At 58.0% G+C, this 20,624-nt stretch carries 16 protein-coding genes, 1 tRNA gene and 1 pseudogene; 8 read left to right on the top strand and 10 right to left on the bottom strand.

What is annotated here, in order from left to right:
* The first annotated feature begins 440 nt into the window (after positions 1-440).
* The 4 genes from G3480_RS06280 (at position 441) to G3480_RS06265 (ending at position 4,322) form a co-directional block, all read left to right on the top strand.
* Positions 441-1,439 carry a TRAP transporter substrate-binding protein gene (locus G3480_RS06280; RefSeq protein WP_164652822.1) on the top strand — a complete coding sequence of 333 codons (999 nt, stop codon included), beginning with the start codon at positions 441-443 and terminating at the stop codon, positions 1,437-1,439.
* 433 nt (positions 1,440-1,872) lie between these two features.
* Positions 1,873-2,418, top strand: coding sequence for a TRAP transporter small permease (locus G3480_RS06275; protein ID WP_164652820.1), 546 nt, complete (start codon positions 1,873-1,875; stop codon positions 2,416-2,418).
* Entirely contained in the window at positions 2,415-3,815 is a 1,401-nt protein-coding gene (locus tag G3480_RS06270; protein ID WP_164652818.1) for a TRAP transporter large permease, read from the top strand. Before G3480_RS06275 ends, G3480_RS06270 begins: the two co-directional genes overlap by 4 nt.
* 3 nt (positions 3,816-3,818) lie before the next feature.
* A complete protein-coding gene (locus tag G3480_RS06265; protein ID WP_164652817.1) occupies positions 3,819-4,322 on the top strand; it encodes a universal stress protein in 504 nt (167 codons plus the stop codon).
* A 323-nt stretch (positions 4,323-4,645) separates the two neighbouring features.
* On the opposite strand, the gene G3480_RS06260 is transcribed toward G3480_RS06265, so the two are convergent.
* From G3480_RS06260 to G3480_RS06250, 3 genes are all read right to left on the bottom strand, one after another.
* Positions 4,646-6,070 carry a ribonucleotide-diphosphate reductase subunit beta gene (locus G3480_RS06260; protein WP_164652816.1) on the bottom strand — a complete coding sequence of 475 codons (1,425 nt, stop codon included), beginning with the start codon at positions 6,068-6,070 and terminating at the stop codon, positions 4,646-4,648.
* 331 nt (positions 6,071-6,401) lie between these two features.
* Positions 6,402-6,902 (bottom strand): hypothetical protein, encoded by a 501-nt coding sequence (locus G3480_RS06255; protein ID WP_164652815.1) that lies wholly within the window; start codon positions 6,900-6,902, stop codon positions 6,402-6,404.
* Between the two features lie 866 nt (positions 6,903-7,768).
* The gene (locus tag G3480_RS06250; protein ID WP_164652814.1) at positions 7,769-9,508 is read right to left on the bottom strand and encodes a potassium/proton antiporter; all 1,740 of its coding nucleotides are present in this window, start codon (positions 9,506-9,508) and stop codon (positions 7,769-7,771) included.
* A gap of 993 nt (positions 9,509-10,501) precedes the next feature.
* Here G3480_RS06250 and hcp point away from each other — a divergent pair.
* A complete protein-coding gene (gene hcp, locus G3480_RS06245) occupies positions 10,502-11,794 on the top strand; it encodes a hydroxylamine reductase (RefSeq protein ID WP_164652813.1) in 1,293 nt (430 codons plus the stop codon).
* A gap of 47 nt (positions 11,795-11,841) precedes the next feature.
* Here the strand turns inward: hcp and ruvB are convergent, their stop codons facing one another.
* Together ruvB and G3480_RS06235 are read right to left on the bottom strand one after the other, a co-directional pair.
* Entirely contained in the window at positions 11,842-12,894 is a 1,053-nt protein-coding gene (gene ruvB, locus G3480_RS06240; RefSeq protein ID WP_164652812.1) for a Holliday junction branch migration DNA helicase RuvB, read from the bottom strand.
* A gap of 151 nt (positions 12,895-13,045) precedes the next feature.
* Positions 13,046-14,527, bottom strand: a complete 1,482-nt coding sequence (locus tag G3480_RS06235; protein WP_164652811.1) for an FAD-linked oxidase C-terminal domain-containing protein — start codon at positions 14,525-14,527, stop codon at positions 13,046-13,048.
* A gap of 182 nt (positions 14,528-14,709) precedes the next feature.
* Here G3480_RS06235 and G3480_RS06230 point away from each other — a divergent pair.
* Positions 14,710-14,785, top strand: a tRNA-Thr gene (locus tag G3480_RS06230).
* A 51-nt stretch (positions 14,786-14,836) separates the two neighbouring features.
* Here the strand turns inward: G3480_RS06230 and G3480_RS06225 are convergent.
* The 3 genes and pseudogenes from G3480_RS06225 to G3480_RS06215 form a co-directional block, all read right to left on the bottom strand.
* Positions 14,837-15,901 (bottom strand): tyrosine-type recombinase/integrase, encoded by a 1,065-nt coding sequence (locus G3480_RS06225; protein ID WP_164652810.1) that lies wholly within the window; start codon positions 15,899-15,901, stop codon positions 14,837-14,839.
* Positions 15,902-15,987: 86 nt separating this feature from the next.
* Positions 15,988-16,152 (bottom strand): annotated as a pseudogene (locus tag G3480_RS29435) (helix-turn-helix domain-containing protein); the annotation flags it as partial.
* A 206-nt stretch (positions 16,153-16,358) separates the two neighbouring features.
* Positions 16,359-17,252, bottom strand: a complete 894-nt coding sequence (locus tag G3480_RS06215; protein WP_164652809.1) for a hypothetical protein — start codon at positions 17,250-17,252, stop codon at positions 16,359-16,361.
* Between the two features lie 419 nt (positions 17,253-17,671).
* Here G3480_RS06215 and G3480_RS06210 point away from each other — a divergent pair, with 419 nt between their 5' ends.
* A complete protein-coding gene (locus G3480_RS06210; protein WP_164652808.1) occupies positions 17,672-18,451 on the top strand; it encodes a hypothetical protein in 780 nt (259 codons plus the stop codon).
* Positions 18,452-18,529: 78 nt separating this feature from the next.
* Complete coding sequence (locus tag G3480_RS06205) at positions 18,530-19,354, top strand: hypothetical protein (RefSeq protein ID WP_164652807.1); 825 nt, start codon at positions 18,530-18,532, stop codon at positions 19,352-19,354.
* Positions 19,355-19,600: 246 nt separating this feature from the next.
* On the opposite strand, the gene G3480_RS06200 is transcribed toward G3480_RS06205, so the two are convergent.
* Together G3480_RS06200 and G3480_RS06195 are read right to left on the bottom strand one after the other, a co-directional pair.
* The gene (locus G3480_RS06200; protein ID WP_164652806.1) at positions 19,601-20,107 is read right to left on the bottom strand and encodes a siphovirus Gp157 family protein; all 507 of its coding nucleotides are present in this window, start codon (positions 20,105-20,107) and stop codon (positions 19,601-19,603) included.
* 57 nt (positions 20,108-20,164) lie between these two features.
* Positions 20,165-20,584, bottom strand: a complete 420-nt coding sequence (locus G3480_RS06195) for a hypothetical protein (RefSeq protein WP_164652805.1) — start codon at positions 20,582-20,584, stop codon at positions 20,165-20,167.
* Between the last annotated feature and the right edge of the window lie 40 nt (positions 20,585-20,624).

Here is a 20,624-nt window from a genome sequence, read left to right as displayed (position 1 = left end):
CGAATATCGAACCGACCCCGCATTCTGACCCGAAATCTGGTTTGTTGCGAATAAATCCGTCCCCTTTGTGCTCGTCCCCTGTGTGCTCAGTTTGCCGCCTGGTTTGTCGGCGGTGCCACAATACCTCTGTCATGCGACGACTCGGCTCCCCGGTCCGGGTGACGGTAACGTCACCCGGCTACCCGACTCCCGGCCTCGCGCTGCCCTGGCCGGCAGCGGATGAAGCTCGACAAGGAATGGGCGGATTACCGTACCGCAGCAGGGCTCGGAATGGGTAGCTTTCCACCCATAGCTCTCACACAGAGTGACTGCAAGCCTGCAAGAAATACTTTTTACTCAATCACATAGCACGCTATTCCACCAATGGCCCATACCTTGCCTACTGTGCTCCGATCCAGCCGGATCGGCGAATCACCACACATTTTCGCGAGGAGACAAGAATGAAACGCACCCTAGCCGCACTCACGCTGGCGGCAACCGCCGCCTCAGTGCTTGCCACCGGCATCGCCAGCGCCGCGGACCCCATCGTCATCAAGTTCTCCCATGTGGTCGCGGAGAACACACCCAAAGGGCTCGCAGCGAACAAGTTCAAGGAGCTGGTCGCGGAGCGCATGGGCGACAAGGTCGTGGTCGAGGTCTATCCGAACTCGCAGTTGTTCGGCGATGACAAGGTCCTCGAGGCGATGCAACTGGGCGACGTTCAGCTCGCTGCCCCCGCGCTCTCGAAGTTCAGCCGTTACACCGACGAACTTGCACTCTACGACCTGCCATTCCTCTTCGAGGACCTGGACGCCGTCGACCGCTTCCAGCAGAGCGACAAGGGTCAGGCCATGATGGAGTCGATGAAAAAGAAGGGACTCATCGGTCTTGGCTATCTTCACAACGGCATGAAGCAGCTCAGCTCCAGCAAACCGCTGCGCGTGCCTGAAGACGCCTCGGGCCTCAAGTTCCGCATCATGTCGTCCGATGTCCTCGAGGCTCAGTTCGAGGCCGTCGGCGCCACCCCGCTCAAGAAACCCTTCTCCGAGGTCTTCACGCTGCTCCAGACCAAGGCGATCGACGGTCAGGAGAATACCTGGTCGAACATCTACTCGAAGAAGTTCTTCGAAGTACAGCCCTATATCACCGAGTCCAATCACGGCCTGCTCGACTATCTGGTCGTGACCTCGGCCGAGTTCTGGAGCGGGTTGCCGGATGACGTGCGCACCGAGCTCAAGGCCGCGCTCGACGAGTCCGTTGCCTACGGCAACGAGATTGCGCGCTCGAAAGCCGATGAGGACCGTCAGCTCATCATCGAATCCAAACGCTCCGAGGTCATCGAGCTGACGCCGGAAGAGCGCGCCCAGTGGGTGCAGATGATGAAGCCGGTGTGGAAAAAGTTCGAGAAGGAGATCGGCGCGGAGCTGATCGACGCGGCCTACGCGGCGAATCAGGACTGATGAGGCGCGCAAGCACCGGCATTGCCGGCGCTTGCGAGCACCTTGGCCGACAAACCCTGCGCCGATATCCTAAGCTCGATAGCCAGATCAGGTGAGGTCGGTGAGAGCGGCGCCCCGAGGTGACGGGTGCGCGATCGCCGCGGGGCGCCGCTCGCACGCCACTTTGCATGACGGATGCGCTGTGCCGACTCAACCGACTGGGCGGTCCGATGATCAACGCCCGCAAGCGGGACGATCATCTCAGGCGATTTCCGGGAAAGGAGATACCCGCAGGATCTGTAAAGGCGAATGAATTCGCCCCTACAACGACAAGGATCATCCGAGGCATCGAGGGCATCGAGGGCATCGAGGTATAAGAATTCCCCGAGAGCACCTCAGGCCTGCCGAGTTCGCGCCCTTTCTTAATAACGCTAACAAACAGGCGGCATTGCCTATGTTTTTCCGTCTCATCGACAAGGCCGAGGAAGCCATCATCTCGCTGCTGCTGGTGGCCATGACCCTCTTGGTATTCTGGGAGGTCATTCTCCGCTTCGTGTTCAATACCGGGCTGAGCTGGGGGCAGGAAGCGACCCTGCATCTTTCCGCATGGTTCGTGCTCTTCGGTGTCTCCTACGGCCTCAAGGTCGGGGCACATATCGGCGTCGATGCCTTCGTCCAACTGCTCTCGCCACTCGGCCAGCGCCTCATCACCATCATTGCCGTGCTCCTGTCGCTCGCTTACTGCGGCCTCTTCATCTACGGCTCCTGGGTCTACCTCAGCAAGATGCACATGATCGGGATCGAGCTGGAAGACATCGAGGTCCAAACCTGGATCGCCCACAGCATTCTCCTGATCGGGCTAGTGATGCTGACGATCCGACTGCTCGTGCTCTTGTGGCAGGTCGCAACGGGTAAGGTCGCGGGCTTCCAGCGCACCGACGAGGCGAAGGAGAGCATGCATCTGGCCGAAGAACTCAAGCGCGAGGTGGCCGGCCAATGACCACCGCAACCCTCTTCCTGCTGCTGTTCGGTTGCATGCTCATTGGTATGCCGATCGCCATCGCGCTCGGCTTCTCCAGCATCGTAACCATTCTCATTTTCTCCAACGACTCGCTGGCCTCCATCGCGCTCAAGCTCTTCGAGGCGCTCTCGGCGCACTACACCCTGCTCGCGATTCCCTTCTTCATTCTCTCGTCCGCCTTCCTGTCCACGGGCGGCGTCGCCAAACGGCTGATTCGCTTTGCGACGGGCGTCGTCGGACACATCCGCGGCGGGCTCGCCATGGCCTCCGTGCTGGCCTGCATGCTCTTCGCCGCCGTGTCGGGCTCATCGCCGGCCACCGTGGCCGCCATCGGGACCATCGTCATCGTCGGCATGGTGAAGTCCGGCTATCCCAAATCCTTCGCCGCCGGTGTCATCACCAACGCAGGGACCCTGGGCATTCTCATCCCGCCGTCCATCGTCATGCTGGTCTACGCGGCTGCGACCGAGGTCTCCGCCGCGCGCATGTTCATGGCCGGCTTCATTCCTGGGATCATGATGGGCCTCTTCCTGATGATCGCGATCTATATCACGGCGCGGATCAAGAACTTGCCGTCACAACCTTGGCCAGGCTTCAGGGAGATCCTGAGCGCTGCTTTCAGCGCATCCGGCGGCATTCTGCTCATCGTCATCGTGCTGGGATCCATCTACGGCGGCATCGCGAGCCCGACGGAGGCCGCCGCGGTCTCGGCCGTCTACGCCTTCCTGGTCGCCGTCATCGGCTATCGCGACATGGGACCGCTGAAGAACACGCCTTGGCGCAAGCAAGGTGAAGGGCTTGGCGGCGTTCTTACTCGGAATCTCTGGCAGGTCCCGCTCGCGATTCCTCGGAGCTTCACGCACCCCGAAGTCCGCAAGGTGGTCCTGGACGGCGCCAAGGTCTCCATCATGCTGCTGTTCATCATCGCCAACGCCATGCTCTTCGCGCATGTGCTGACGACAGAGCGCATCCCGCACCAGATCGCCGAGGCCATCGTCGAGTGGGGCCTGTCGCCCTGGATGTTTCTCATCGTCGTCAACATCCTGCTGCTGATGGCCGGGAACTTCATGGAGCCCTCGGCAATCTTGCTGATCATGGCGCCCATCCTCTTCCCGATCGCGACTCAGCTGGGCATTGATCCAATCCATCTCGGTATCATCATGGTGGTGAATATGGAGATCGGCATGCTGACGCCGCCAGTCGGTCTGAACCTCTTCGTGACCGCCGGCATTACCGGGGAGAGCATGGGCTGGGTGATCAAGTCAGTGCTGCCTTGGATGCTCTTGCTCCTCGGCTTCCTGATGTTGATTACCTACATCCCGCAGATCTCGCTCTTCCTGCCTGAATACATTGACAAACTCCAGGGCTACAACTGACCTATGATGCCGACCTACAGCCACATCCTCTATGCGACGGACCTGGGCCGCTATACGCGCCCGGTCTTTCGCAACGCCGTCGCCCTGGCGCAGTACAGCAAAGCACGTATCACCATGCTGCACGTCGTCGAGCCTCTGGGGAATACCGGCCGGGCAGTGATTGGCGCCTATCTACCGAACATGGACGTTAGGCGAATCGAGCAAGATGCCTTGAAGGACATCCTCGCGACCATGCACAAGCGGCTGAGCAAGTTCTGTGAAGATGAGCTGAATGCCGCGCCCGCGGACATTGAGGCCGACATCGTTGAGGCGTTGGAGGTCGGGAGCGGCCTACCCTCCGAGGAGATCATGAAGACGGCGGAAGCACGCAACGCAGAACTCATTGTGATGGGAACCTGCACCCACTCACTCATGGGGCGGTCTTCCGTCGGCTCAACGGCACGCAAGGTCATACAACACAGTCATATTCCCGTGCTGCTCGTCCCCAATATAGTGCCGCATCATTAGTCTCGGGTGACGCATGGGGCCAGAGAAGTCCTGCGGAGCTAAGGCTCATGCCGTGATTGTGACACCCCGGAGTATGGAACAGCCGTCGTAGCGGCCTTGCAAGGCCGCCGCGGCGGGGCGACGCTCCCACGAAGTCAAGCGGCTGCGCCGCTGTTCAACGGTAACGGTTAAACAAAAGCCGGCTAGGTGGGGAGAGCGAAGGCGACCGGCTGGAACCATAATCGACGCCAAACAGCGCAACGACCCAAAGCCAAACGGCCTTTAAGCGGCCGCCTTGAAAAAGGGCGTGTCCGGTCGAGGGCCTCCTTGCAGGAATCGCCCGCTCAATCCCACTTGAGTGCCCCGCCAGTCTGATATTCGGTGACTCGCGTTTCGAAGAAGTTCTTCTCCTTCTTCAGATCCAGCACCTCTGACATCCAGGGGAAGGGATTGCCAACGCCAGGGTACTGCTCCGGCAAGCCGATCTGGGCGCAGCGCCGGTTGGCGATGAATTGCAGATACTCCTCGAACATTGGCGCATTCAGTCCCAGCACGCCGCGTGGCATGGTGTCGTGTGCATATTGGGACTCCATGGCGACGGCGTCGCGAATCATATCGACCAGTTCCTGCTTGAAGGCGGAGGTCCACAGATGTGGATTCTCGACCTTGATCTGATTGATGACATCGATGCCGAAATTCATGTGCATGGATTCATCGCGCAGGATGTACTGGAACTGCTCAGCGGTGCCTGTCATCTTGTTGCGCCGGCCCATGCTCAGCACTTGGACGAAACCGACGTAGAAGAAGATCCCCTCGAAGATGACATAGAAGGCGACCAGCTCGCGCAGAAGCTTCTGGTCGTTCTCCGGCGTGCCCGTGGCAAAATGCGGGTCGGCCAGGAACTGGGTGTAGGGCAATGCCCACTCGGCCTTGCGCGCGACGGACGGCACCTCGCGGTACATGTTGAAGATCTCACCCTCGTCCAACCCCAGACTCTCGACCACATACTGATAAGCGTGGGTGTGGAGCGCCTCCTCGAAGGCCTGACGCAGCAAATACTGACGGCACTCTGGGTTGGTGATATGACGATAAACGGCGAGGACGAGATTGTTGGCAACCAGTGAGTCCGCCGTCGAAAAGAAGCCGAGATTGCGCTTGATGATGGTGCGCTCGTCCTCAGTGAGACCATTCGGATCCTTCCAGAGCGCGATGTCCGCGTTCATATTGATCTCTTGCGGCATCCAGTGGTTGGCGCAGGCGTCGAGGTATTTCTGCCAAGCCCAGTCGTACTTGAAGGGGACGAGCTGATTGAGGTCGGCGTGGCAGTTGATGATCTTCTTGTCATCGACTCGCACCCGACCTGCACCCATTTCGAGACTTTCCAGGCCGGTTGCTCCGCCCGCGACGGCATCGATGGGCGCCTGAGCGCCAGGCGCAACCGACGCGTTCGGCCTTGGAGACGGCGCAGGCATGCAGGTGTCCTCAAACGCCAGGGAGTCCTGCGCCGTATCCGAAGCAGCGAATGGGTCTGGATCGACCACGGGCGCAGCCCCTGCGGTTGCCATCAGAGAGGCGTTGCCGACAATGCCTTGTCCGGGACGGACGTGCTCCTGGGTCAGGTGTGGCTGCAGCCGGTTAGGCGATAACGCAGCCCTTTCCCCGAACTCGAGTTCCGGCTGCCCGGAAAGATGATCCGGCACTCGCTCGCTCGCTGTCTGGCCCTTTGAGCTTCGGCCCGCGGCCGCGAGAGGGTCGTCCCAGTTCAACATGCTGATGTCCTCGAGTTGGGGTTGCTGCGCTGATCGGTAGTGCGCCGACGGGTCAGAGTGTAGGGCATCATGAAGCCCAGTCCAAGACCCAGAACCACAAGATCTTGTGTTTGCGCGCAACAAAACGCCCTTCATATGGTGCATTCATGCGGGCTTTCTACCAGGCGAAGCTTGCTGTTCGAGCCTACTCGGAGGTGCGCCTCGAGCACTGAAAAGGCAGCAGTGGAGGACTGGGCTAGAGCAAGGATGCTCGGCCGCCGGACGCAGGCGCCAGGGAGCCGACTAGCCGATGCCACCTATAAGGCGGCACCGGTCAGGAGGCGGGAGAAGATCAGGCAACGCTGGCGGATAGGCCGTTGTTCTCGACCCAAAGCCTGCGCTTCGCCATGGCAGTTTGCGCCTGTTTGCCGAGATTGATGTCGTGGACTTTCTGCCCCTTGAACTTGGTGACAGGTCCCGGGCGGCGGCTGATGCGCTGGCGGCTCGGGAGGTAGGAGGCGATGAGGCCGTAAAGCTCCTGCGCGGCGCGCTTGGCGTCATCGACCGGCAGGTGGTCGAAGCAGATCATCGTCGGCTTCACCCGCAGATAGGAATCATCGACGGCGAAGCGCTCGAAGATGGCGCGCGCGTTTCGCTCCAGCGCGGCGAAGTCGGCGCGGAGCGCGGTGTCGCAGGACGGCGGCAGGGTCACGAAGTCCCAAAGCACGTCGGCCCGGGCTTCACCGCTGCGCACGACCACATAAGGCGTTTGAGTCTTACGGCAAGTCTCGAACCAGTCTGTATCCGTAAAGCTTTCTTTGGTATCGACCAAATCGAAAGGAGCATCTGACATGGGCTTAACTCTTTAATAGTGACTTAATTTCAATGAGGTACTGGTTGGTTATCCCGATTGCTGACCTGGCTGGCTATAGGGCAACTCGGCAATAACCTTCGCTTAAATCAGATCCTGAACCGATTCGCGAAACATCTCATGGCTTAAGGATGACCCGAACAAGGCCATCTGTCGATACTGGATGTCCCTTATATACCTCAGAATTTCCCTGATGTTCTGATTTGTCACGAAAATGTTTCTATTAAAAACAATGACCTATAATCTTGACCTCGCGCCGTGTTCGGCGGACTGTTTCACTTGCGCAACAATTAGCGGCGACACAGATCTCGATCGAGATCGTCATAGGATGAATCAATCATTGACAGCTTGATCTCGACCTCATTCTCGGAACAGATGCTTAGGTGATGATCTTGATCCTATTCTCGGGCCGCCGTCTCAAGACTGGACCAGTCGGTTGTGAGAAAACGCTTGAATGCCAAAGCCACCATCCGCCGCGTCGCTGAACGCAGAACTCGTTCGAGACTTAGAAAGCGTCCATCAACAACTTCCCCCCTTTCGCAAAGGGGGGCCAGGGGGGATTTCGGGTGGCATCGGATCGCATCGGGAAACAATTGATGGACACTTTCTTAGAAGCTGTCTGGAAACTCCTAGGGAGGCTTCGCCTCAGACCGACGAGTCATGCCATCGGGATCGCTATCGGGATCGGAATCGCTATCGTCGGTTCGATCCCGATCCCGATCCCGATCCCGACGGCCTTGGATGGTCGGACGCTTCATCGAAATTTGAGTCATCTGCGAGCATTTTGCGCCCTCAAGGATCCTAGGGGCCTCTACCATGATTTCCAGACAGCCTCTTAGGGAATGATGTCAGCTGGACGTCGGCTCGGTCGTGTGCGGTAGTTTGAGGCCCACCTGAGTCACGATGTCGTCTTGGACATCTCTGACGACTAGCTCAATGCTCCCAAGCTGGACGCGGTCGCCGACAACCGGGTGGGCATAGAGGCCCCGTCGGATCAGCGCGTCGAGCGTTAGCTCCGGCTCTAGCTCCGGCAGCTCGATGCCATAGACGGCGCACAGGCCGCCAAGCTTGGCGTCGCCGTTGAGGACAAACTCACCGAAGAAGGCAAGCTCCGACAGGTGCTCCGAAACGGGCTCAGGCACGAAAAGCCTGTCCAGTTCAGGGAGGTGCTTAGGATCGGCGATCAGATAGAGGTAGTCGCCCGGCCTCGGATCGAGGGGGCTGAGACTCTCCATGAGATGCTTGTCACGCACCAGGGCCACCAGCCGCGCGTCACTGGGCAGATGAGGCTCAGTGTGCCGCTCGGTAATGATGGGCGCATTCTCGGCGAGTCGATAGCCAACCAGCTCGAGTTCACGCTGCCCGGGGATGTCCAGCTCGACCCGCTGTACCAGGTGCGTGGTCGGTGGAACCTCCAACTGCAGCACGCGGGCAAGCCAGGTCAGGGTCCAGCCTTGGATCAAGAGAGAGATCAAGACGACGAAGAAGATAATGTTGAAGTAGGTCTGCGCCGCGTCGAAGCCGGCGAGCAGCGGAAAGAGCGCGAGGATGATGGGCACCGCTCCGCGCAGGCCAACCCAGCCGACGAAGAGCTGCTCGCGCCACGGGAAACGGAAGGGCAGCAGGCAAAGCCAGACCGCGGCCGGGCGCGCGACCAGGATGAGGACGGCCGCGATCAAGAGCGCATCGCCGGCCACCGGCAGAAGCTCGGAGGGTGCGACCAGTAGCCCGAGCATGAGGAACATGCCGATCTGAGCCAGACGGGCGATCCCGTCATGAAAACGCTTGATCTCGACCCGCTGCTGCAGCGGCCGATTGCCGATGACGAGGCCGGCCAGATAGATGGCCAAGAAGCCACTGCCGTCCAACACCGCTGTGATGCCGAAGAGGCTGAGTCCACCTGCCATCGCGGCGAGCGGATAGAGGCCGGGCGACATCTCGAGCCGGTTTATCAGCCAGACCAAACCAAAGCCGCCGGCGATGCCAATGAGCGCACCCAGACCCATCTGACGCAGGAAGGCCTGCAGGATGACGAGCCCCGCATTGCCGTCACTGGTGAGCAGCAGCTCGATGAGGACAATGGTCAGAAAGACGGCCATGGGGTCGTTGCTACCGGACTCGATTTCCAGTGTCGCACCGACACGCTGCTTGAGTTCAAGCCCCTGCGAGCGCAGCAGCGAAAAGACGGCAGCAGCGTCCGTCGATCCGACGATGGCGCCGAGCAGCAGCCCTTCCAGCCAACCGAACCCAAGCCACCAGGCCGCGAAGAGGCCGGTAATGCCCGCTGTGATGCCGACGCCAATGGTTGCCAGGCCGAGTGCCGGTCGAAGCCCTACCCTGAAGTCCTTGTAGGGTGTCACCAGGCCACCATCGAACAGGATGAGCGCAAGCGCCAAGCTGCCGAGCAGATGGGCGAGCTGGACATCGTGGAATGCGATTCCGCCGGGGCCGTCGACCCCGAGCAGCATGCCGATGACCAGGAAGACCAGCAGCAAGGGTGCGCCGAGTCGACTCGTCACCACACTCGCGAGGACGCTGACGAAGAGCACGGCGGCGCCGATGAGGATGATCTGGTTGGTTAGCTCCATGCGCGAGCGCGCTCCTTGTCTACAGGGAAGAGGAAAAGGGCTTAAGGCTCCAGGCATCGCCTCCGTTCAAACTGGAAGCCGCAGCTGAGCCACAAAGGAAACGCAGGAAATCTCAATCTCTTGTGGAGTTGGCCACCGTCACCAAGGAGTCGATTCATCCCAACGCGGACCGGCTTCTAGAAAATAAATCAGGTTTAAATATTAAGATTATGTTTTATATATTTATTTATCGCGCTCTCGGCTCCAGTTTCCGAATCTGATTTCAAAATCTTGGCTTCTTTTCGGATCGCAAGGGTTGTGGCCAGCGGCGTCGATCATCCTTTCGGCCAGTCGTCTTCTCTAGGGTGGACAAGCGCAGCGCAGTCCACCAACGCCGGCGCGGGATTCGGGGGACTTCGCGCTCGCGCGTCCGCCCTACCGATCCAACTGACGACCAATGCCTAGCCAGCGGTCGATTCGCGGCCGTCCAGGCATCACCCTAAGCCGTACGCAAGGGCATTTGACTGCCTCGAGAGCGGCTTCGTATCGCGCGAGGGATCGCTTGATTTGTTGCGTATTCGGTACGAAAAAAGGTCGCTTAAACTGGATCTTGGAACAAGATTCTAACCTAAAAGGACCAGCTTAAGCGCAAGGCGCGCGAAGCGCACAAAGGGTCTCGACGCCGGGTCAAGACGCTAGGCGCTCAGCTTCAGGGTGAGGCGCCCAAGAGGGAACAAGCCTCTACTCTTCCTCGTGTGTTTTATGACTTTTAGATCACAATCATTTGATTTTAAATCAAAAGCCCGTCCACCAACCTGGTAACTCTCTGCGAGAGTCACGGGAAAGGCGTCTGGTGAGCGCTCCGGACGCTGCTTTTTCGGTCTTGACCTCAGTCAAGGCCGCGCTGAAGCCGCGTCGCGAAACTGTCGCCAGCGCAGAGATCTGCAGGGACGGCTGAGCGGCTTCCTGCGAGATCCTGCCTCACAGTCCAACCATTCGAACCCTGAGGTCGCCATGTTCTGCAATCAGTGTGAGCAAACCTTCCATCAAACTGCCTGCGTCAACTCTCCCGGCGTTTGCGGGAAGGATGCCGATGTCCAGTCACTCCAAGAGATTCTGCTCTATGGGCTCAAGGGCATGGCGGCCTACGCCCACCATGCGCGGCGTATGGGCAAGCATGATGAAGACGTCTCTGCCTTCATCGAAGAGGCGCTCTTCGCCACCATGACGAACGTGAACTTCGACACCGAGAGCCTCTTGGACTATTGCCTCAAATGCGGGCAGGCGAATCTGCGCGTGATGGAACTGCTCGACGAGGGCCATGTCGAGACCTTCGGCAAGCCCTCCCCCACCAAGGTCATGGAGGGTACCCAGGCCGGGCCTGGCATTTTGGTCACCGGGCATGATCTCGTCGATCTTTGGAACCTGCTCCAGCAGGTGGAAGGGACCGACATCAAGGTCTACACGCACGGCGAGATGCTCCCCGCGCACATGTATCCGAAGCTGCGCGAGCATCCCAACCTGGCGGGTCACTACGGCGGGGCTTGGCAGAATCAGAAGAAGGAGTTCGCCGTCTTTCCTGGTCCCGTCGTCGGCACGACCAACTGCGTGCTCATCCCGCCGGAGAGCTACAAGGGCCGGCTCTTCACGATGCGGGCGACAGCGGTTCCCGGTAGCCAGTGCCTGCTCGACGACGACTTCACGCCAGTGATCGAAGAAGCACGCCGCTGCGCGCCCTGCAAAGACGAGTTCGTGGGCGAGTCAACAATCGGGTTCCACCGCAGCGTCCTCCTGGATCAGGCCCAGACCATCGTGGACGCCGTCAAGGCGGGCAACATCAGTCACTTCTTCGTCATCGGCGGCTGCGACGGCGCGGAAAAGGGTCGCAACTATTTCAGCGACTACGCGCAGAGCACACCGCCTGACTCTTTCATCCTGACCCTTGGATGCGGCAAGTACCGCATCCGCGATTACGACTACGGCGAGCACCTTGGACTGCCGCGCCTCATGGACATGGGGCAATGCAATGACGCCTATGGCGCGATTGCAGTCGCCGTCGCCTTGGCCAAGGCCTTCAACTGTGGTGTGAACGATCTACCACTGACCTTGGTGATCAGCTGGTTCGAGCAGAAGGCCGTCGCCGTGCTGCTGACGCTCCTGAGCCTCGGCGTCAAGGGCATTACGCTTGGCCCGAATCCGCCGGGCTTCGTGACCCCGAACGTCTTCAAGATCCTCCAAGAGAAGTTCGATCTACGCTTGACCAGCAATGATCCGCAGGGCGATCTGCGCGTTGCGATGGGTAATTGATGGACACTTGCTGAATGGTGCGGCAGCCGGCTTCAAGGACGTTGAGTTCACTCCCCTGCCGTATCGAAGAGATCGGGTGTCGCACCATTCGCCGTCGAGCTGGGGCGCTTGAGCCCAAAATGCTGATAGGCCGACTGGGTTGCCATGCGACCTCGCGGTGTTCGCATCAAGTAGCCCTGCTGGATGAGGAAGGGCTCCAGCACATCCTCGATGGTCCCGCGCTCCTCGCCAATGGCTGCCGCCAGGCTCTCTACCCCGACGGGGCCGCCGTCGAACTTCTCGATCACCGCCTCCAGCAAGCGCCGATCCATGTGATCGAAGCCCCGTGCATCGACTTTCAGCATCGACAGGGCCTTGTCGGCGACCTCCACCGTGATGCGGCCGTTGGCCTTGACCTGGGCGTAGTCGCGCACCCGCCGCAACAGCCGGTTTGCGATGCGGGGCGTGCCCCGTGAGCGGCGCGCAATCTCGGCGGCACCGCTCGGCTCGGTCTCGATGGCGAGGATCTGGGCCGAACGCCGCACGATGTGCGTGAGATCCTCTGCCGAGTAATACTCGAGGCGCTGCACGATCCCGAACCGATCGCGCAGCGGAGATGTGAGCAAGCCGGCCCGAGTCGTCGCACCGACCAGCGTGAAGGATGGGATATCCAGCTTGATGGAGCGCGCGGCCGGCCCTTCACCGATCATGATGTCGAGCTGGAAGTCCTCCATCGCCGGATAAAGGACCTCCTCCACCACGGGGCTCAAGCGATGGATCTCGTCGACGAAGAGCACGTCGCCGGCATCCAGATTGGTCAGCAGTGCCGCGAGATCGCCCGGCTTCTCGAGGACTGGACCCGAGGTCTGACGCAGGTTGACCTGCATTTCATGGGCAATGATGTGCGAGAGCGTGGTCTTCCCCAGTCCGGGCGGGCCGAAGATCAGGACATGATCCAGCGCCTCGCCGCGCGCCCGCGCAGCGCCGATGAAGATCTCCATCTGCTCGCGGACCGCGGGCTGCCCCACATAGTCCTCCAGTCGCCGTGGGCGAATCGCGCGATCCAAGGCTTGGTCGTCGGAGGCAACATCTGGGCTAATCAGTCGGTCGGGGCTATTCATCGGGGCCTGGCTCAAAAGGGGCATGTGACGCGCCACATCCTAACCCCAACCGCGTCGACACCGCAGCTTGAAGACTGACGTTGCAACCTAGCACTGGCGAATCCGGCACAACCCAGGTGTGGGTGCCGCCGGGTACCAGAGCTCGACCGGATCAATGCCGATGCGCGCGATCCGGCAGCTGACGGTACTCGGAGCAGCGTCGGGGTGTGGGCACGCCCTTGCCCGGATTGAGCAGGGACTTGGGGTCGAACGCTTCCTTCACGGCATGGAACTGGCGCAGCTCCTCCGGGGAAAACTGGACACACATCTGGTTGATCTTTTCGATACCAACGCCGTGCTCACCCGTGATGGTGCCGCCGACCTCGACGCACAGCTCCAAGATGCGACCACCCAACTCCTCGGTGCGCTCCAGCTCGCCGGGCTTGTTGGCGTCGAAGAGGATGAGTGGGTGCATGTTACCGTCACCGGCGTGAAAGACATTGGCGACGGCTAGGTGGTACTCCTTCGACAACTCCGCCGTGCGCCGCAGGACCTCCGGCAGGGCGCGCCGAGGAATGGTCCCGTCCATGCAGTAGTAGTCCGGAGAGATGCGTCCGACCGCTGGAAAGGCCGACTTGCGGCCCTGCCAGAAGCGGATGCGCTCGGCATCGTTCTGAGACGTCCGAACCTCGGTCGCGCCACTCGCGAGCAGCAGCGCGCGCACTTGCATGATCTGCTCCGAGACCTCTTGATTCGTCCCGTCCAGCTCGCAGAGTAGGATTGCCGCCGCGTCCGTGGGATAACCGGCATGAACGAAGTCCTCAGCCGCCTGAATGGCAGGCCCGTCCATCATCTCGAGTCCTGCCGGGATGATGCCGGCCGCAATGATCTCTCCCACCGCCTGCCCTGCCTTCTCGACGTCGTCATAGGCCGCGAGCAGCGCTTGGGCCCGCTCAGGCACAGGCAACAGCTTGACAGTGACCTCGACCGTCACGCCAAGCATGCCTTCGGAGCCAATGTAGAGCGCGAGCAAGTCGTAGCCGGCGGAATCGAGCGCGTTGGAGCCGAGCTGCACCAGCTCGCCCTGCATGGTGACGAAGGTCACGGAGAGGACGTTGTGAACCGTGAGGCCATACTTGAGGCAATGCACGCCACCCGAGTTCTCGGCCACATTCCCCCCAATGGTGCAGGCGATCTGACTGGAAGGATCGGGCGCATAGTAGAGCCCGTGCACCATTGCCGCCTCCGTGATCGCCAAGTTGCGCACACCAGGCTGCACGCGCGCCGTCCTCGCCACCGGGTCTAGGTCGAGGATCTGATTGAAACGCGCCAGGCTCAACACGATGCCATCGCCCAGAGGCAGTGCACCGCCCGAGAGTCCCGTCCCGGCACCACGCGCTACCACCGGCACCTCTCGTTCGTTGCAGAGCCGAAGAATCCGCTGCACCTCTTCGACTGTGCGCGGCAGCACGACAAGCAGCGGAAGCTGCCGGTAGGCCGAGAGCCCGTCGCACTCATAGGGCTGGACCTCCTCCCGCTGCTGCAGCACAGCGTCCTCGGGCAAAAAGGCGCGCAAGGCCGCGACCAGCTCAGTGCGTCGAGCGGCGAGCCCAGGATCGTCAAAGGCGATCTGAGCGGGTTGAAGGAGGCTCATGCGGTATCCTCAAGTCAGGAAGTTGCTCCAGACCCCTGAGACTATGGCCAGTGCTCCTCGCCGTAAAGGACGAGTCTGCAGGCGCCGACCTCTGTCTGACAGTTGAGCAGACAAGCCCTCAAGGCTATACTCGCCCGCCTACGAAGACGTCGGTCCGCCAAACCGTCTTCGGCCCACATTACGCTGGCGTAGCTCAGTTGGTAGAGCAGCTGATTTGTAATCAGCAGGTCGGGGGTTCGAATCCGTCCGCCAGCTCCATTAAATCAAGAACTTAGGCGCATCTCGCGGGCTTCTCGTTACCCAGCGTGACTATAACGTGACTTCGAAGTCGAGCCTCTGAACAGCTCGACGCACGTTGTCAGGAGCGAGATGCGCGTACTTCTCAGTCATGATCACAGTGCTGTGCCCGAGCAGCTCCTTGACTTCTGGGAGCGGAACCCCGGCGCTGACGAGCCAGGCGGCACAAGTGTGACGAAGATCGTGAATGCGAAAGTCGTCGATGCCCGCCCGTCTGCATGCGGTGTTAAAGCTGCGCTTGACACTCGCAATGCGCTGTCCTTCTTCGTTGCAGAACACCCAAGGGGCGCTTGGGCAATGTTGTTCACGGAAGTCGAGACGCGACTGCAACGCTTTGTAAGCCTCGTTATTCAGCGGGACGCTTCTGCGCTTCCCTGCTTTCGTGTGCATCCCGGCGAGATAGAACAGCCGTTGCTGCATATCGACTCGCGACCACTCCAACCCCAACATCTCGTTGGCCCGGCAGCCCGTGTTCAGTGCTAGCCGGATGAAATCCGGGAGATGTTGTTGCGCTTTCACCTCTTGCCCGGCGGCCGCGATGAGCTGCTGCGCTTCCTCGCGAGTCAGCCACCGAATACGGGCTTCAGGCTCTTTCAGCTTGCGCCCCCGTGTCGGATTCGGCAACGAGTCAAGGTACTCCTTGTTGTAGTAGTTGATCGCGGCTGAGAGCAAGGCGAGTTCCCGGTTGATCGTCGCGTTCGTCTTCCCGTTGTCTTGTCGTCGCTGAATGTGCTGCCGGATCGCTAGAGGCGTCAGCGTGCGCATGTCGGCACCAGCAAGACTGATCGTCAACTGCCGGGCATGGATCTTGTCGTCCCGATGGCTGCGCTTGACCTCGGCTGTTGCCTTCAAGAAGATCAACATCACGTCTTCAAAGAACACGGGTTTGGGGGCATCCCATTGCCTCTCTTGATGCGCGCCCAGTCTCCACTTCGCTAGGAGCGCTTCCCCTTCTTTGCGGTCTTGGGTGCCAGTAGAGCATCTAACTCTCTTGCCGCTTGCGTCCGTGTAGCTTGCCCACCAGTAGGGCGAGTCTTCCCTCTTATAGAGACCGTCTTTGTCTCTGCGTTTGGCCATGTGCTGTCTCCCGTATCGGGGCTACGCACAGCCAGTCCCACGCCATTCCCATCATAGCGGCTTCGAAAAAGCCCATCAATATAGTTAGCCAGATCGCCTTCCCGCACGCGCCTGGCACCTCGAATGTACACCGAGGGAAGCTCGTCGGAATCCACGAGTCGCTGCACGGTGCGCAGGCTGATCTTGAGATGAGCCGCCACATCTTTGAGCGTCAAAAGCGTATAAGGATGGGGAAAAGGAAGAGATGACATGGTGCTAGGCTTGCGTTTGCTCGTGTTTATCAAGTCAACGCAAACACTAGCGAGCTTCTTCGATACTGAGAAATCGTGTGTCTACTATGATTCCCAGTAGTCGACCTGCAGTAGTAAAATCTGACTAAACTAGCGATAAACGCTATTCACTTGAGGCGCTTGCCGAGTCACCTGTCACTCGGATACGAGGTATCCTTGCTGTCATTTCAATTGCTAGTGTTCCGAGCGACTCGTCTTAGTTCACTCAGACATCGAGCCGAGCCAAGTATCATCACTTCGCTACGCCTATCTCTATCGTCGATGGTACTTCGAACATCTTTTCCACTTCTTTCAATTCCGCATAGCTTCAGTAAATTTGCAATCAATTGATACGGCTGCGGAATATCCTTCGGCACAAAAGTCCCAATAAGAATACTAGATGCTGCTTGTAGGCGTCGCTCATGCGCTTGATCTATCTTGCCTCCACCGCTCTCTCCGTAATACTCCAGAAGGTCTAGTTCAGGACGATCACGTGGAGAAATATCACGTTCATCAGGAGGTAGGCGTCTATTATAGAACTCATGCGACTCACCTAAGAACCTAGGGACACTGCATATCCACTTATAATGATCAGTCTCCTCGGCTTCGATATAATTTGTACAAAAAACTTCTTGAAGATTTCCGTCGTTGTCAAATAGGCCAAAGCTGGGGTGTTTTTCCTGTACGTGTTTGTAGAAGTATCCTTCAGGAAGCCCCAGTAAGCCAGCCGCATCGTCTAAGCACTTCTTTGCCTTATCGTATCTAGCTTTGCGGGAGCGAAATTCTGCCTTCTTATCGATTAACGACATCTTTTTCTTCTCATCATACTTGGCGAGTCTCTGTACAGCCATTAGCGCAAACAGTAACGAGACCACGCATTCTTTGCTTGATCCTATATTGCAGCTCGAAACCTCCAGATACTTTTGCGTTAGTCGAAGCAGATCGGTGTTCTCATGTGAAATCGAATAGTCATCACTGTTATCGACATCTAATGTATTAAGCTCGCTGAAAAGCCAATATAGCCTTTCCAATAAGTCTTCGGCAATCAATGCATAATCGTTGTCGGGCAAGATGCCTGTCATGGGGCTCTCCTACTTGGAAACGCTCAAATAACAAGAGTTCTAAGTAACCACCTAAGTATCCACAATGCTTTTCACTTGGATGTCTTCGGCTCTTTGGTAGGTGGTCTTTATAGAGCCTTCGGCTGGCATAGTCAATTCTTATGCAAGGTGTCTTTTTGCTGCCTGCCTACAGGCATTCAAGGTGCTCCTTGACTCGCTGCTCAGCGCGGTCGATGTTCCGGCATAAGCTGAATCGTGGCGAGAAGAGGTCATAACGCAATCGTGAAAAAACTGCGCTTAATCTTCAGTTGACTAAGTTATGAGCGTTCGCGGTTCTGCACTCAATCGCCATTGACTCCTGAAGATCCTGCAAAACTTCACAAGTAGTTAGTACGTAATCGCCAACGAAACAAATAGGCATAGAGATGGTAAGACGAGAAATGAAAAAGAGTAGCCTCGCGAAGAGATCAGAAATCCAGGAGGATAAGCTATTTATAGATGGAGAAGATGCAAGCGAAATGTTGCCCGAGATTGAAAGATGTACGGACCTTGCGAAGAGGACGACAAGGAACAATGCTTTGCTTCGTAAGGCAATCTACTATCTTAGCAAAGCGAAGAAAGATAATATGATTCGCCTAACCGATCGGCAGATCAGTAAGCACATAAGTAAAGCAAGTGGTTGTAACCGTTCCCTGATTAGCCGCTATTTGATGTGCGCTAGATTGGAATTGCTAACAGGGACTCCGCAAGGCCGGATCAAAGAGAGTGTCATAAGAGTCATGCGGAGAGTCTCTGATTCTCTTCATTGGCGGGTCAATATAGAGAGCGCCCTTGCAGTAGCAGGTAGTTATGAGAAGATCACTTCTACTATTGTGTTGGAGGTCGTAAAACAAAATGGGCGTCTAAAAGAGAATTGGCGAGACGGCAATAATCGGTTGAATGACCATAAAATGCAGCAAGAGAAACAGTCTAAAAGGACTGGCGATCGTCATTGGAGTGACACCGTTTCAAATCATTCAGACGCGATCCGGGAACTTGAGCGTGAACTAAAAAAGCACCCCGAGTTCAAGAAGATTCTCGCCAAGATTGACTCAATTGGGTCTGGTACAAAGTGGATTAGGATGTACCTCCAGCAAAGCTACGCTAATCCTGATCTGATTGAGCGAGTCGAAGGTCTCGATCTCTATCAGCGTCAGGGGCTGCTGCGTATTCTGCCGTAGGCGTTTTGCTAATCCCAGGTTTGTCGCCAATGGCGACAAACCTGGTCACTCGTCAAGATTCTGTTGGAGGTAGTAGATATGAGCGGTATCGTGAGGAAAGACCTATACAAGCGCGCCAGGATACTGAGGCAGATTAGGACGCAGGGGCTTGGCAGTGTCTTTGAAGAATTTGAAACATTAGACCAAGCTAAAGCTAGGCGGAAAGCTAACATCGTAGCCTTGAGGGAGAGTCGAAACGAAGACGCCCAGGTACTTGCCACTAGGCTAAGCCGCTGCGGGAGAGGCGGCAGATGCGAAAGCGGGGCTTGTCCAGTCTGCAATCGTCGCTATAGAAAGAACGTGATCTATCAAACAATTCACGCTTTATTGGGTCTGGATAATCTTTTGTTAGTGACCTGGCAGTGCTCGTCAGACGATATTCCAAACGACAAGCTCCCAGAGTTCGATGGCTTAGATTTGCTAAGAATCAAGAATCGGAACTTCCAGAAATTTAAGCGCCTCAATGTGGAATACCCGATTATTGGCAGCTTTGAGATGGCATACCTGCCAGAAAAAGATTCGTGGCGTCCGCACTTTCATGCCGTTACATCCTGCGGCAATCGGGATGTACTGGAGCATTTTAGAGTCTATCTTCAGAAGCAGAAACATCCCCGCAATACAGCACCGTTGCATATAATCCCTATCACAAAAACTCCTGTTGCTGCCATCGGATATCTGTTTAAGTCAGAGTGGAAGCAGAAGCCATCGAGAGTTCTGGGGTTACGCTATACTACACAACGACTGGTTGGCGAGCGACTTGTCAATGCTTTGTTGGCATTAGATCGATTGGGTATGAGAAAGAAGTTGTTCCTGCACAAATGCAAGTCATATCGAAGGGGAAGGCACTTAATTTTTGTTGCATGAATGTCAATACAGTCTATCACTGAATAGAGCTGTAGCGACTCTATAGTATGCCTGTATAGTGCATGTAGTGTTTATAGTGTGATAGTGGGTATACATACACTAGATTTTCTGATGATCTATGTCTGGTATTGCTCGCTTGAGAATGCTGGTATAGACCATTCATTGCGCAACGGGCAGGACGGAGCTAGTGTAGGTGTTATTGACACTCGTCCCTGTCGAAGTCGCCGGGACGAGTGTCCTTGCAGTCTAGCGAATCACCAGTCGCGTGCTCTGCTCCAAATGCGCCCCACGCACCCGCTTCCCGGCTTTCAACGCTGCCCCGATGTCGGCCTTGAGAACAGTCGTCACCGGTTCAGTACGCAGATACGTCTTAGGGATCTTAGCCGGATCGTCGATCACGACCGACGGCGGGTTGTTCTGCAGGCGAACCGCAAGATCCGGCGCCTTGGGCTTGAGACCCGTGCGCTCAAGCTCCCCCTTCAGATAAGCCTTGAGACGCGACGCTTGAGCACGCGCCGCTTTCGCGCGACGCTCCATGCGATCCCGCGCTTCGATAATCGCCTCGGCCTCGGCTTCGAGATTGCGCACGTAGCGCGCGACGTTGAGCGCCTTGTCTTCCCAGGCCCCGGCCAGCCCCTCAAGGGTATCAGCAATCGCTTCCGGGGGCAGATCGTCGATCTCGGCCAGAGCCTCCATCGCTTCGAGATAGTCGTCAGAGAGTTCGTACAGCTTCAGTGTGGCTTTCGCAGACATGATTGACTCCAGGGTATAGGCGCGCTGTCTGAGCGCGTACAGCGCGCCTGAGGGGCGTTAGAGCGGGGTTACGGAGACAGGCCGTAGCAGGGCGTTAGCTTCATGCTCCAGGCGTTGCGCGGTCGCGAGTTCACGCTGATAGGCGCTGTAGTCGTCGGCATAGTTCGCCTGGGTACGGACTGACCGGGCACGCTCGCGTAACGCGGCGGCTTGCTCGACGATCTCCGGGGACAACTCGGATCCCTGACACGCAAGAGCGTGCTCGGATTGCGCCCGGCGCTCTTGACCCCGGCGAATCAGCAGTTCCAGGTTCAAATCTCTCAGCGTCTCGATATCCGTGGTCTCATCGAGCGTCTCCGCTGGAATCTCGATAGCCAGTTGACGACAGAGACGGATGATCGACAGACGCACTGAGCCACCCACGCAGGGGCCAATCGACGCGCGCAAGCCGTCCTCACTCATGGTGAAGTGCAACATCGGGGGAATCTCCTGAGCACGGCTCAGCGTCGAGCCGTGC

The sequence above is a fragment of the Thiorhodococcus mannitoliphagus genome, assembly GCF_010915725.1.
Classification (GTDB): Bacteria; Pseudomonadota; Gammaproteobacteria; order Chromatiales; family Chromatiaceae; genus Thiorhodococcus; species Thiorhodococcus mannitoliphagus.
Note: the sequence above shows the minus strand (reverse complement) of the source record. Positions and strands in the feature narration are given on the sequence as shown.

Coding starts and splice junctions, on each gene's coding strand:
- G3480_RS06280 (WP_164652822.1), top strand. CDS start 441: ATGAAACGCACCCTAGCCGCACTCACGCTGGCGGCAACCGCCGCCTCA.
- G3480_RS06275 (WP_164652820.1), top strand. CDS start 1,873: ATGTTTTTCCGTCTCATCGACAAGGCCGAGGAAGCCATCATCTCGCTG.
- G3480_RS06270 (WP_164652818.1), top strand. CDS start 2,415: ATGACCACCGCAACCCTCTTCCTGCTGCTGTTCGGTTGCATGCTCATT.
- G3480_RS06265 (WP_164652817.1), top strand. CDS start 3,819: ATGATGCCGACCTACAGCCACATCCTCTATGCGACGGACCTGGGCCGC.
- G3480_RS06260 (WP_164652816.1), bottom strand. CDS start 6,070: ATGTTGAACTGGGACGACCCTCTCGCGGCCGCGGGCCGAAGCTCAAAG.
- G3480_RS06255 (WP_164652815.1), bottom strand. CDS start 6,902: ATGTCAGATGCTCCTTTCGATTTGGTCGATACCAAAGAAAGCTTTACG.
- G3480_RS06250 (WP_164652814.1), bottom strand. CDS start 9,508: ATGGAGCTAACCAACCAGATCATCCTCATCGGCGCCGCCGTGCTCTTC.
- hcp (WP_164652813.1), top strand. CDS start 10,502: ATGTTCTGCAATCAGTGTGAGCAAACCTTCCATCAAACTGCCTGCGTC.
- ruvB (WP_164652812.1), bottom strand. CDS start 12,894: ATGAATAGCCCCGACCGACTGATTAGCCCAGATGTTGCCTCCGACGAC.
- G3480_RS06235 (WP_164652811.1), bottom strand. CDS start 14,527: ATGAGCCTCCTTCAACCCGCTCAGATCGCCTTTGACGATCCTGGGCTC.
- G3480_RS06225 (WP_164652810.1), bottom strand. CDS start 15,901: ATGGCCAAACGCAGAGACAAAGACGGTCTCTATAAGAGGGAAGACTCG.
- G3480_RS06215 (WP_164652809.1), bottom strand. CDS start 17,252: ATGACAGGCATCTTGCCCGACAACGATTATGCATTGATTGCCGAAGAC.
- G3480_RS06210 (WP_164652808.1), top strand. CDS start 17,672: ATGAAAAAGAGTAGCCTCGCGAAGAGATCAGAAATCCAGGAGGATAAG.
- G3480_RS06205 (WP_164652807.1), top strand. CDS start 18,530: ATGAGCGGTATCGTGAGGAAAGACCTATACAAGCGCGCCAGGATACTG.
- G3480_RS06200 (WP_164652806.1), bottom strand. CDS start 20,107: ATGTCTGCGAAAGCCACACTGAAGCTGTACGAACTCTCTGACGACTAT.
- G3480_RS06195 (WP_164652805.1), bottom strand. CDS start 20,584: ATGTTGCACTTCACCATGAGTGAGGACGGCTTGCGCGCGTCGATTGGC.